This is a genomic window from Halobacteriovorax sp. RT-1-1 (assembly GCF_047085455.1).
In the GTDB taxonomy this organism is placed as follows: domain Bacteria; phylum Bdellovibrionota; class Bacteriovoracia; order Bacteriovoracales; family Bacteriovoracaceae; genus Halobacteriovorax_A.
In genome coordinates this window covers 864,873-877,258 of the sequence record NZ_JBKIXZ010000002.1, presented here as the reverse complement: position 1 = coordinate 877,258, position 12,386 = coordinate 864,873, and the positions used below count along the sequence as shown (strand labels likewise).

Sequence of the window (12,386 nt, the reverse complement as noted above, 5' to 3'; positions counted from 1 at the left end):
TTCCCCAAAGTATAAGTACTTATTATTTCGGATGTTTTCGAAAAATATTAATGATTTTTTTTATTATGTCGATAGGTACATGGAATAATGGAGATATTTATGAAAAAAATTATTTTTGCTAACTTACTTGTTCTAATCGCTTTCACAATCAAAGCTGGTCGTGAATTTAAAGATCAAGATGCAATCCAATTTGAAAAAAATCTAAATGCTCACATTAGTCAGGCGGTAGAGATTGCGAATCTAAAGCAAGAGGTCGCTCGCCATAAAGAAACGATTCAAGAAATCAAAACAGAATATCAAGCAGCACTAGATAATATGCAAACCCTAGTTGCTGCAAATCAACAAGCCAAACAATATATTGGTTCACTTAAAACTGGTAATGACAAACTCGCAACGGCCTTAGATAAGGGTGGGCTTGTAACACCAGAACTTGCAAAGTTTATCACTAGAGAAAGTGGAAGATTGCCAGCAAGCAGCCAATCTAAAAAGTAAGAAAGCTATAAACAACAGAAATATCAAATTGAAAAAGAGAGAAAATTTCTTTTCCAGAATAGAAGTTCATATCAGTACGTACACGCAATTGATTTGAAAGAGGGATATTAAATCCCATTCCTAAAATAACTGAGCTATACGTACGATTAACTAAACCTGTCAGTACTTGCCCATTATAAACAGAAGAGCTTCCCTCCACCATTGTCCAATGTCCACCCAAGTTCATATCAAGCCATTCTTCAGGAGATAGACGTAACATAAAACCAAATTGGTTTGTGTCCAAATCGATCTTAAAGCCTTGATGATCATTAGAAAGTGTCCCCTTTCTAAAAAAACCTTCAATGGCCAAAGCACCAAATTTCACTCCAACATTGGCAGATGGAAAAATTGCGGTAGCGCCGTTATAGTAATCAGATTCAGAGATAACACCACTTAAGGATGCTCCACCTCCAGCATATAGCTCTGATGCATTCCCATTAGAGACCAACAAGAAGATTGTTAATATAATTATGGATAAAGTCTTAGAGAATGCCACTCATTACCTTTTTTAATAAATTGAAAACGATCATTTAAACGGAACTCTCCGTAAATAAAGAAAGTAATTTCCTGGATATCAACTAGGTACCCACCCCAGTTTTCAGGATAAGGAACTTCATCCTTATAGCGATCTAGACCAGCATTATATTCTTGCTCTAATTTACTTCTGTCTTCAATTGAAGAAGACTGTTTAGAAATGAAGCTGGCCACTTGGCTCTCGAGAGCACGGGAATGAAAATACTTCTTCGAAATTTGCGAATCACACTTAGAGATTGAACCTCTAATTCTGACTTGTTTTCCAAGACGATGCCAATAGAAAGTCATAGCGACTTTTGGATTATTCTCTATCTCGCTGGCCTTAACAGAGTCATAATTTGTGAAAAATAATGGTTTAAAATCTAAGACTTCTTTTAATAAGAGAGTTCTAGCATTTGGAAGCCCGTCACTATCGACAGTTGAAAGTGTAAATGCAGGTCCATTCTCTTCTGTAGCAACAGCTTCTTTAAACCATTTCTCAAAAATCTCAACTGGAGAATCTTTGTACTCACCTATAAATTTTTTGTAATCACTCACAACCTACTCCGTAATAATTTGAAAGTCTCTTTTTGAGTCGTGAAAGTCGCGGTTAATATCTAAAATCTCATAATATATTTTAGGAAACTCATGCTCTCCATACTTAAAATGTACAGGCTGAGTACGGTTACCTAAGATATCCAACTTAAAAAACATTAAGTTTGGCAGATCATCAACAGGAACAAGACTTTGCACAACACGATAAAAATACTTACGAAAATTATTCTTGTCGATGTTATCGATCACCTTTTCCAATTTAATATAGATATTTTCGACATCTGAGTTAAGAATTTTTTGAATTCTCCTAGCAACGTGACGAGTATGCGCCCTTTGCCAAAAGAATATCTTACTTATGATATGGTCACCTTTTCCATTTCTTGAAACAACTCGGTAGCCACGATCTTTTTTGATCTTGTTAACTTCATCAATTATTCGATCAAGAGGTACATCTTTAATATAGTCAAAAATCTCTTTTCTAAGTACAAGACGATACTTAACTTCGGTTGTAATATTAGTCTTGATTGAATCTAATTCCTTGAAGTCCATTTTTAAAAAGATAAATTTAGGAACCAAGGCCTTGATCTTTTTCTTCGTTGATCGCCACTCTCCACTTGTGAAATATCGATCCTTTCTAATGTAGTTAGTTCCGAAATCAACAGAAGTTTCAGTCGCCCTATCTTTTGGAATGAAAGAGAAGTAAGACTCCTCGATCCTATCCTTTCTTTTATGAATAAGGATATTAAACTCTTCACTGTACTTGTAGACTTTGTTTGGAAAGAAATACTCTCCTGCATCAGGGCCATTTATAATAGAAATATTATTCTTATAATAAGTCCAGTCATAATCAACTTCACTAATAAAGATACCAAGCTTAAAACCACGACGCTTGAACTTATACTCATTGAATCCTTGAAAAAGTAATTTTACACCTGTACCAAATGTTGCAATTTCATTTGCTAGGCTAAAGTCAGAGATTAACTTTTCCTCAATATACTTTCGTCCAGTATACTGTCCAATCATCTTATCTGTATCAAGCTTATACTTAGGTTTGATAATACGATCAAATGCTTCTCTAGCATGTGGCAGGCTTAAATCAAAAATGTAGTCTAAAACGTACTGTTCACCTATTCCACGCCCTAAATTGTATTCGACTAATTTCAGTTGGAAATTTTTAGAAACAAAGTCAGGAGCATTTACTTTTTCAACTAGCGCGACAAAGAAATCACTCTTTACTTGAGCACCTGTTTTGGCTTCAGTCGAAGTTCTCGTTACGATTTTGAGGCGAACCTTACTCTCATCCATGCGGTAAATATTGATATTGTAATTACCACTAGTAATAACATTGGCAAATGCACTAGCATCCACAATATCACCATAACCATATGATGCACTCATGCCGAAGTTTAATGTCATCTGAGCAGGAATACTAACGAAGTCACCAATGGCCAATCGTTTTAGAGTACTTTCTGCGTTATATGGTAGTTTATTGATAGAATAAGGAACTGCTAAAATCGCTTTCTTTTGGTCTTCGAAATGGCGAATGAAAGTTACACGATCATTCTTTGAAAATGTTAAATTAATTGGCGTAACAGCATCAATATATGAGCCAGGATTTACATGACGATTGAAACTCCACTCATCAACACGAGCAAACTTTCCTTTTAAGTACGATGGCGTCATTTCATAGCCATACTTAAGGCCGACACCTACACCCTTTATCTTCTTCCAATCAAGAAGCTTTACTGTTGTTGATAAGTTTAGGTTAGCAATTTCCCTAACGATAATATCTTTGATTTTTCCATCTTTAAGAAAACCAATATCCTCGGCCCTTGATTGTAGAGAAAGGGCGATCAATATTGTCATTGCAATGGATTTAATAAGCGAAATTTTATTCATCGATAGATGCTAACGAGTTTTAAACAGCTCGGCAAATAGAAATTAATGCAGATTTAAGTGAGCGACATCGGCCTCAACCATTAATAAATCTTTTAATTTTCTTGCGAATAGTAAATTTTCATTCTGCTTTTTAATAATGGCAAATGTTGGAAGATGAATGTCATGCTCTGGTCCAAGACAATAGAGTTCTTGGTATATTGATTCATTGCCAATTGCAGCAAGGATGATTTCCCCTCGTTGGGCAAGTGTTAAAAGATAATGGAGGTGCTCACTAAAGAAGGCTTCTTTTAGATAAACTTTTTGATCCTTAAGAATTTGTTTAGCACTAACAATCATTTTCTCATCTGAAGAAAGAAAACCTATTGGTAGTTTTTTTACTAACTTTTCAAATGGAAGATGGTCATATTTCTTGGCAACCGTCTCATTTGCATAGAATTTAAGGTAGTTTTGAGCAACGAGGAAATTCTCGTATAATTCATTTGATAACTTCTTATCACTAATGGCCACATCAACAGTATCATTTTCAAGGTAGTACATAGTTTGTGAGAAGTTCTTAGAACGTTTAGTAATTGTATGGCCAAAATCACTATAGGCTGAATAATAATCCGCTAAAACCGTTGCAATATTTGGAGACTCCAAATGAGATTCAATGGAAAAAGTCACATCATAACCACCATCATCATGTGGCGTTAAGTTATCAACAAGACGCATCCCATTTGAAAAAACACCTTTGGCGTGTGAGAAAACTTCCTCACCTTTTTTAGTTAAAACAATCTCTCTAACTTTTCTTTCGAATAGTTGGACGCCATAATTTTGCTCAAGCTTTTTAATCTGCTCACTCACAGTCGACGAAGCAAGGCCCATTTTCAAAGCGGCTTTCTTTACGGATTTATGCTTTGCAGCTTCATAAAAACAATAGAGATGATTCCAGTTCATGCAAATACAATAGTTCGGAAATTCCGAATTTACAAACAATTGACTTAATATAGCTAAATAAAATCGCTACTATCTTCCTAGTTTTACAAAGAGGATGGAAATGACGACGCAAAACACGATGTTTACAGCAATCAAAAAACAAAATGAAAATCGTATCAATCTTAGGAATGTTGATAACTTACGATTAATCAGTGCCTCTAAGCTTGAGAAGAGTTCGTTTGATAACTCGATGCTAGATAAGATTAGCATCCGTCACTCGGATCTTAACGAAAGTGATCTAAGAAAATGTAATATCAAATACGCCAAGCACAATAATTCAAATTACGAGGGTGTTGACTTCACATGGTCAAACCTTGCAAAGAATCGTTTTAAGAGAATTAACTTAAAAGATGTAAGCTTGGAATGTACAAATTTAGAAGATAGTACATTTGAAGAATGTGATCTTGCGGCAACAAGCATGAGATGGGCAAATCTACGAGGAGTTACTTTTAAAAATTGTAGCCTTAAAGATTGTGACTTTTCTAATGTTGATTTAACGGGAACGATCTTCATTAACTGCAACCTTAAAGGTGCTAAATTTAATATCAATACGAAGATGCCATTCTTGAAAGAGAATGCCATTGAAAAGCTAGGAATGGATTTCATCGGAATCCACTAAAAACTAGTTTTACGCTAACGCTCTAGCACACAATGTTCACTCTCGAACACGTAGAGAGTATCGACAGTATTTTGCTAGAGCGTCTACATCAATCAAGTATTTCTTATAATCTCCCCCCAAAATTCTTAGCTTTTCTTCATAAAACTTAATATAGTAATTAAGCAAACTTCAAAGGAAATTGATTATATGAAACGTGTTCACTCACTTGCAGAAAGAGTCTCAAAGTATATTGTCGATCATACTAAAACTTGTCTTCTAATCTCATTCTTATTCTTCATTGCCATTAGTAGTGGCCTTCCGAAAATTCACGCAAACTACTCTGTAAAGGGTTGGCTAATGGAGCACGATCAACGTCTAATTGATCTTAAGGAGCATGAAGGGATTTTTGGTAGTTCGGATACAATCGATATCATGGTCTATAAGGAAGATGGTCTTTTTGATGAAAATACAATTAAGACGATTCAAGACATCACGAGTGATCTTTGGCAAATTAAGCATATTGTTCGTGTTGAAAGTTTAACAAATCACAACTCAATAGAATCAGAAGATGATGATATTTTTATTACACCATTTTTAGATGAAGAAGTTGAGCTAACTCCAGAAAATTTAAATTTAAAAAAAGAGCATGCCACGAATGATCGCATGCTTGTAAACTCAATTATTTCTAAATCGGGACGCTTTACGTATATTAGGGCCTTTCTTGATACATTTGAAGGTACTCCTCCTTATGATCAAGTAGTTGTTGATACCGAAGCATTGCTTGAGAAGTACAATAAGACAGAAGGTGTGAAATTCTATCTCGGTGGAATCTCTTTTATCAACGAGTCACTCCAAAGAGCATCTGATCGAGATATGATGGTTGTCTTTCCAATAGTAGTTGGAGTTCTCTCTCTAATCCTTTTCTTATTTTTTAGAAACCTCTTAGGAATAGTTCTCCCATTCTCATTAGTTGGTCTTGCCATTATAACGACATTTGGAATTGAAGGACATCTTGGTATTGAACTATCAAGTATTATTGCGGCCCTGCCAGCAATCCTAATCGCAATTGGATTAGCTGATTCGATTCATATCTTAATTACCTATAGACACTTCTATATTTTCGATAGAATGAATGAACATGATGCTGCCGTTGCAGCTTTAAAGAAGAACTTTATTCCAACACTGCTCACAACTCTAACGACAGCAATTGGTTTCTTCTCACTAACTTCAACAGATATTAAACCAATCTACAATCTTGGTATCCTATCAGGAATCGGAACTTGTATTGCGTGGTTCTACACTTACTTCTTCCTGGGAGCCTTGTTAACGAAGGTTCACTTTAAAGTTGGAGATCGAGACGATAAATTCCATGCCTTTGATGGAATCTTCATGTTTGCAGAAAAACATAAGGTTGTAATCAATATCCTAACTCCTATTATCACAATTGCTTCAATTTACTTTGGGATGCAAAACTATATTAACGCTGATCCTATCGAATACTTTGATGAGCATACGCCAGTTAAGCAGGCCTTTAATATGGTTCGTAAAGAATTTGGTGGATCAAGAATGATTGAACTTGTTTTTGATTCAGAGAAGGCAGAAGGTGTTAAAGACCCTGCGTTTTTAAAGAAGTCTGAAGAACTAGTTCAATGGATGCTTAAAGACGAAAAAATTATTCGTGTAAGCTCAATCCTCGATATTGTAAAACAGATGAATAAAACTCTTCATGGTGACAATGAAGAATTTTATGCAATTCCAGATACACGTCGTGCAGTAGCAGACCAATTATTCTTATACACTTTAGGACTACCGCAAGGACTTGATTTAAAAAACCAGCTATCTCTTGATAATCGCCGCTTTCGAGTCCTTGTTATGTGGGATGTAAACGATTCAACGGCCGCTATTGCAAAAACAGATAAGATCTTAAAGAAAGCTGATGAAATTGGCATTACAATCTATGAAGCCGGTCAATCTCCTATCTACAATCGAGTTAATGACCTTGTTGTGAATACTCTTTTAACATCCATGAGTATTTCACTCCCTATCATTTTCTTAATTATATTATTTGTCTTTAAGGATTTAAAATTGGCGATGCTTTCATTAATTCCAAATGTCTTTCCACTATCAGTGGCCGCTGGAATTATGTACTTTGCAGGTGATGAATTAAATATTGGTAACGTTATCGTCTTTGCCGTGTGTTTAGGTATTGCAGTTGACGATACAATACACTTTATTTCGAATTATAAGTTGAAAATGCTTCAAGGTATGAATGGCCACGATGCACTTGCATCGACAATGCATCAAACAGGAAAGGCCCTGGCCCTTACGACGACAATGCTAACCATTGCTTTTGGTCTCTTTTACCTAGGAGACTTTGTTCCTAACCAAAAGTTTGGTGTGTACTGCTCAGTGATCCTAACACTTGCCCTATTGGCCGACTTAGTGATCTTACCTGCTGCATTACTTAGTTTAAAGAGCTCAAAAGTAGAGACTGATACTGCTAAGGTATAGAAAATACGTAGGTCCTCATCATATGTCTTAACTTACGAGCTTAAAATTGCTATAAGCATGGACATATTTTGAGGATTATATAAATGACTGATAACCAAGTAAATCAAATGGATTACGAAGAATCTCGTAAGAAAATTCAAGAAAAGAAAGCACGTCTTAATGTTGGAAAGAAACAAGAAGCACGCAACCTCGAAAGGAAGCCAGAGTGGTTGAGAAATAAGATCCCAACTGGTGACAACTTCAAAGAAGTCAGAAAAGAATTAAGAGAAAAACAACTCTTCACAGTTTGTGAAGAAGCAAGTTGTCCAAATATGTCTGAGTGTTGGTCTGCAAAGACAGCAACAATGATGATCCTAGGTGGTACTTGCACACGTGCCTGTAAGTTCTGTCATGTTGATACAGGAAATCCAAAAGGTATTGTCGACTTCAATGAAATCGAAAATGCTGCAAAGATGGTTGAAACGATGTCACTAAAGTATCTTGTTGTGACAAGTGTTGATCGTGACGATCTTCCAGACTTTGGAGCTGGCCACTTTGCAAACGTCGTTAAAAGAATCAATAAAGACTATCCAGAGACACTTGTTGAAGTTCTAATTCCAGACTTCAATGCAGTCGAAGAACATATGCACACTCTTGCTAAGAGTAACCCTTTTGTTATCGCACAAAACGTTGAAACTGTTAGAAGGCTAACTCACGATGTGAGAGATCGTCGCGCCGGCTATGAAAAGACTTTAAACTGCTTAAAGTTCTATAAGGAAAATTATCCACATATCTCGACAAAGACTTCCTTAATGCTAGGACTTGGTGAAACTCATGAAGAAATTCTTGAGACACTCAAAGACCTTAGAGAAGTTGGTTGTGATATCGTAACGTTTGGTCAGTACATGCGCCCAACGATGAGACACTTAAGCGTTGATCGATACTATAGGCCACAGGAGTTTGATCGCTACAAAGAGATTGCCTATGAAATGGGCTTTGAATTTGTTGCTTCAGGACCTATGGTTCGAAGTAGTTACAAGGCAGCGGATTACCTTGATCACCTAAGGGCAAAAGGTCATGACGTTTAACAATTTAATTAATGATCTTGGTATCAAAGATTACTCACTTGAGTCGAAGAACCAAATATATATTTTTCACAAAGATAATTGGGACTATCTAGAAGCGCTAGCTTTCCAAGAAAAGGCCAATGAATATATCTACAATAATCCAGAACAAATGGTTTATATCATTACCTCTCACCCGGAAGTCTTTACAATGGGAAGAGGACTTCAAAGAGATCAAATTGAAGAGCATGGACTTGTTGATTTTGATCAGGCCCTTGTCGGAAAGATCGATGTTCCTGTTGTGGAAATTAAGCGCGGTGGAGGACTAACTTTCCATCATCCGGGACAAGTGATTGTCTACCCTATTGTTCATATTGGTCAACAAAAGCTTAGAACAATTGAGCTTATTAACAAGCTCTTTAAAAGTACGGTAAACGCTATAAATACGAGTGATAACACGATTCATGATCTCGACTTTGATCGCCCTCTCCTAGGACTTTGGCATGGTGAGAAGAAAGTAGCTTCAATGGGCATCCAACTTAAGCGTTTTGTTTCAATGCACGGGATGGCCTTAAATATTTATCCATCAGAGAAGATGAATAAGGCCTTAATAATGACATTCCCTTGTGGCCTTCCTGGTGATATTTATAATACCCTTGTAAATATCTCATCTGATGGTCTTAATACTAGCTACGAAGAATATCGTATGCGCTTTATTAATCAACTCGTAAAAGAAATATATAAGAATTAAAAAAGGGCCATCTATTGGCCCTTTCTTTATTACGATTTCTTACTATAAGATTTAATTTTCTCTTTAAACTTTTTTCTTTCGACCTTCATTTCTTCAAAGAATTCTTTTTTCATACTTCTAATACTATCGCGCTGGTCTTTGTGTCGTAGTTGCTTCATCGACTTTCTAAATTCTTTACTCTTTTCTTTAATTTGTTTTCTAATATTTTTATTTTCTTCTTTTTTACCAAATTGTAACTTCTTCTTTAGAGCATAGATCTCATCTAAGTGCTTTAGCATTAATGCTTCATTATCTTTTAAAAACTTCTCTCTTTTTGAAAATACTTTTTTCTCAAATGCCACTTTCTTCTTATGTTGTTCATCTTGAAACTTAGCAAATTCACTTTCTAATTTCTTAAGATCCCCTTTAGAAAGTTTAGAAAAATCACCATCCATTTCAGTCATCTTTTCATAACGTGCACTTCTATCTTTCTTATGCTTTCGATCTCTTTTCTTTTCACCATCTGCGAGTGTAGAAAAAGCTAATAAAAAAGTTAAAGCTAATATAGTAAGAGTTTTCATCATTTTCTCCTTTTTATCCAGTTAACTGTTATACTGGTGGTAATGGAAAAGGTTTCACTATCCTGTAACTAGTGAATATTATAGCACTTTATTGAAAGTGCGAAACCTTTGTAAGCAATATTCGTATAATAGGTATGCGTATAATGAAGAACTTTATCTGGTCAAATTCGCAATCAAAACTAGGCTCATCTGACCTAATGGAAGTTGTTGCAAAAAATGATGACCACCAAGCTTTTGAGGTCCTCTACCAAAGACTAAGCACAAAACTTTACCAATATGTTTATTATATCCTACTCGATGAGCAAAAGGCCCAAGAGATTGTTCACGATGCTTTCTTCACTTTATATGACAAGAGAAAGATGTATCGAAAAGAATATCAAGTATCGACATGGCTTTGGACGATTGCAAGAAATAAGAGTTATGACTATTTAAAGAAAATAAAAGAATTAAATGTTGCCGATGATAATGTGATTATTGGTATAGAAGATGAGCAAGTATCGACTCTTGAAAAGCTTATTGAAGAGGCCAATTCAGAAATAATAATTGAAGCAATTTCAAACTTACCTCCAACACAAAGAGAGGCCATTACCCTGTGGATGGATGAGTACACTGGAGATGAGATTGCAGAGATTTTAGGAAAGTCGAGACAGGCCGTTAAGAATTTAATAAACAGAGCAAAACTAAAACTTAAAGAGATACTTGAAACACAATTGGAGTCTTTATGAAAGATTCAAATAAAGAAATGAATATGAAAACAAATTTAAGAACAAAAGCTGCAATTAATCCGCCAAAGGAAATGAATGCTGCGTTCAAGACAAAATTTACATCTCATTTGAAAGCTAAGCAAAAGAAGAGGGCCCAGTGGTTATGTGCAGCTCTAGCAAGCATTACGATCTGTCTTGCTGTAGTTGTCACCCTAAGCCTTGAGCAACCGAGCTCCTCGGCCAGCAATGTGAAAGATTACTTGGCCTATATTGAAAGTAACTTTACAAATGATGACCAGGTTTTAGAAAGTATTGATGAACTAAGTGCCATCTCATATAATTACATTGATGTTGACGGCGAATATAGTGATTATTAAAAAACCAAGGAATATCTGTGACAAGTGAAAGTAATGGCCACCTCAATGTATTAGGTACTCCCCTCCAAATGTGTGGGTGTACACCAATGACTGGATTTTGGCGTGACGGTTTTTGTCGTACAGATATTGATGATCGAGGAATGCACACTGTTTGCTGTATCGTTACAGAAGAGTTTCTTGAGTTCTCAAAAGCCGATGGAAATGATCTATCAACTCCTATGCCACAATTTCAATTTGCAGGTCTAAAACCAGGTGATCGCTGGTGCTTATGTGCAGGAAGATGGCTTAGCGCATACAAAGCAGGAAAGGCCTGTCCAATTATACTTGAAGCGTGCCATGAAGAAACCCTGGCCGTGATTCCAATGCAATTTCTAACTGAGATGGCCTATAACAAAGCTTAAGCTTTACTGGCCTAAAGATAGCGAATACAATAGAGCGAATGCGGCCGTAGTTCAGTTGGATAGAACGTCAGACTTCGGATCTGAATGTCGGGGGTTCGAGTCCTCCCGGCCGCGCCACATCGTGCGGCAAAAGTGCCCCAAAGGGCAGTTTTGAAGCACAGATGAATGTGACTCAAGGAAGCTAAAACGAGCGTAGCGAGTTTGCGGCTTTCGGTTATATGGTAAATCTGAAAAGCGGCAAAAGTGCCCCAAAGGGCAGTTTTGAAGCACAGATGAATGTGACTCAAGGAAGCTAAAACGAGCGTAGCGAGTTTGCGGCTTTCGGTTATATGGTAAATCTGAAAAGCGGCAAAAGTGCCCCAAAGGGCAATTTTAAAGCACTAAAACTTTCGACCAAAATTACACTCAACATAAGTCGAGTCTTCCGGACTATGACTCTCATTACTCCAAGCATGGTGAACACTTTTTGCTACACCACAACCAAAGTACATTGTCTTATCAGAATTATACTTAATAAGTGAAAACATATTTTCTTTTTCAAGAAGGCCATCATCATTACCAAAGTCAGCGACTTCCTCTCTTTGATACTCTAAGTAAAGACTTCGAGAATTATCTAAAGCAACGCGAACTCTTGCCCCATAAGGAATATGTAACGATTTATCATGAGCAGAAATATAACGGATAGCACGTACACCAGCATAGGCTTCAACTTCAATTAACTCATTCTCAGTGCGATACCCTACCGCCCCAGTAATATCACTTGGTATAATAGGAACACTTAATCTTACGTCGTAATATAGTCCCGACTCATCATATCTTTCTTCTACATTTTGAATCGCTTGTGCCTCTAGGTTAAGGTCAAGTTCATTTGCAAATGAAGAAAATGAACAGATAAGTGCAGTGGCCAACATAAGTTTTTTCATCTTTCGTCTCCCGAGGGTGTCTGTGTTTTTGTCCGATTGAATTAC

General features: G+C 36.3%; 14 protein-coding genes and 1 tRNA gene. 9 read left to right on the top strand and 6 right to left on the bottom strand.

Annotated elements, in window-relative coordinates; all coding sequences use genetic code 11:
* Window positions 1-99: 99 nt before the first annotated feature.
* Window positions 100-492: a hypothetical protein gene (locus tag ACMAWV_RS14525; RefSeq protein ID WP_103218036.1), complete on the top strand. Its 393-nt coding sequence runs from the start codon at window positions 100-102 to the stop codon at window positions 490-492.
* Here ACMAWV_RS14525 and ACMAWV_RS14520 read toward each other — a convergent pair.
* From ACMAWV_RS14520 to ACMAWV_RS14505, 4 genes are read right to left on the bottom strand one after another with little or no spacing between them, the layout of a single operon-like run.
* Window positions 482-982 (bottom strand): hypothetical protein, encoded by a 501-nt coding sequence (locus ACMAWV_RS14520; protein ID WP_146037854.1) that lies wholly within the window; start codon window positions 980-982, stop codon window positions 482-484. The genes ACMAWV_RS14525 and ACMAWV_RS14520 overlap by 11 nt on opposite strands.
* Before the next feature lie 17 nt (window positions 983-999).
* Window positions 1,000-1,602: a pyridoxamine 5'-phosphate oxidase gene (pdxH, locus tag ACMAWV_RS14515; protein ID WP_103218038.1), complete on the bottom strand. Its 603-nt coding sequence runs from the start codon at window positions 1,600-1,602 to the stop codon at window positions 1,000-1,002.
* A 3-nt stretch (window positions 1,603-1,605) separates the two neighbouring features.
* Window positions 1,606-3,498: a hypothetical protein gene (locus tag ACMAWV_RS14510; RefSeq protein ID WP_392992493.1), complete on the bottom strand. Its 1,893-nt coding sequence runs from the start codon at window positions 3,496-3,498 to the stop codon at window positions 1,606-1,608.
* Window positions 3,499-3,540: 42 nt separating this feature from the next.
* Complete coding sequence (locus ACMAWV_RS14505; RefSeq protein ID WP_412470116.1) at window positions 3,541-4,434, bottom strand: LysR family transcriptional regulator; 894 nt, start codon at window positions 4,432-4,434, stop codon at window positions 3,541-3,543.
* A 100-nt stretch (window positions 4,435-4,534) separates the two neighbouring features.
* Between ACMAWV_RS14505 and ACMAWV_RS14500 the strand changes: the two genes are divergently transcribed.
* From ACMAWV_RS14500 to ACMAWV_RS14485, 4 genes are all read left to right on the top strand, one after another.
* The gene (locus tag ACMAWV_RS14500) at window positions 4,535-5,092 is read left to right on the top strand and encodes a pentapeptide repeat-containing protein (protein WP_158246870.1); all 558 of its coding nucleotides are present in this window, start codon (window positions 4,535-4,537) and stop codon (window positions 5,090-5,092) included.
* Between the two features lie 186 nt (window positions 5,093-5,278).
* Entirely contained in the window at window positions 5,279-7,582 is a 2,304-nt protein-coding gene (locus tag ACMAWV_RS14495) for an efflux RND transporter permease subunit (RefSeq protein WP_412470117.1), read from the top strand.
* Window positions 7,583-7,665: 83 nt separating this feature from the next.
* Entirely contained in the window at window positions 7,666-8,649 is a 984-nt protein-coding gene (lipA, locus tag ACMAWV_RS14490) for a lipoyl synthase (protein WP_103218043.1), read from the top strand.
* Window positions 8,639-9,376, top strand: coding sequence for a lipoyl protein ligase domain-containing protein (locus ACMAWV_RS14485; RefSeq protein ID WP_412470118.1), 738 nt, complete (start codon window positions 8,639-8,641; stop codon window positions 9,374-9,376). Before lipA ends, ACMAWV_RS14485 begins: the two co-directional genes overlap by 11 nt.
* 29 nt (window positions 9,377-9,405) lie before the next feature.
* Here the strand turns inward: ACMAWV_RS14485 and ACMAWV_RS14480 are convergent, their stop codons facing one another.
* Window positions 9,406-9,936: a hypothetical protein gene (locus tag ACMAWV_RS14480; protein WP_103218045.1), complete on the bottom strand. Its 531-nt coding sequence runs from the start codon at window positions 9,934-9,936 to the stop codon at window positions 9,406-9,408.
* 143 nt (window positions 9,937-10,079) lie between these two features.
* Between ACMAWV_RS14480 and ACMAWV_RS14475 the strand changes: the two genes are divergently transcribed.
* The 4 genes from ACMAWV_RS14475 to ACMAWV_RS14460 all read left to right on the top strand — a co-directional run bounded on the left by ACMAWV_RS14475 (window position 10,080) and on the right by ACMAWV_RS14460 (window position 11,535).
* On the top strand, window positions 10,080-10,661 hold the full coding sequence (locus tag ACMAWV_RS14475; RefSeq protein ID WP_158246871.1) for an RNA polymerase sigma factor: 582 nt from the start codon (window positions 10,080-10,082) through the stop codon (window positions 10,659-10,661).
* Window positions 10,658-11,017, top strand: a complete 360-nt coding sequence (locus ACMAWV_RS14470) for a hypothetical protein (protein ID WP_103218047.1) — start codon at window positions 10,658-10,660, stop codon at window positions 11,015-11,017. Before ACMAWV_RS14475 ends, ACMAWV_RS14470 begins: the two co-directional genes overlap by 4 nt.
* A gap of 17 nt (window positions 11,018-11,034) precedes the next feature.
* Entirely contained in the window at window positions 11,035-11,418 is a 384-nt protein-coding gene (locus tag ACMAWV_RS14465; protein WP_233189715.1) for a DUF2237 family protein, read from the top strand.
* Between the two features lie 40 nt (window positions 11,419-11,458).
* A tRNA-Arg gene (locus tag ACMAWV_RS14460) sits at window positions 11,459-11,535 on the top strand.
* Window positions 11,536-11,798: 263 nt separating this feature from the next.
* On the opposite strand, the gene ACMAWV_RS14455 is transcribed toward ACMAWV_RS14460, so the two are convergent.
* A complete protein-coding gene (locus tag ACMAWV_RS14455) occupies window positions 11,799-12,341 on the bottom strand; it encodes a hypothetical protein (protein ID WP_392992500.1) in 543 nt (180 codons plus the stop codon).
* Window positions 12,342-12,386 lie beyond the last annotated feature (45 nt).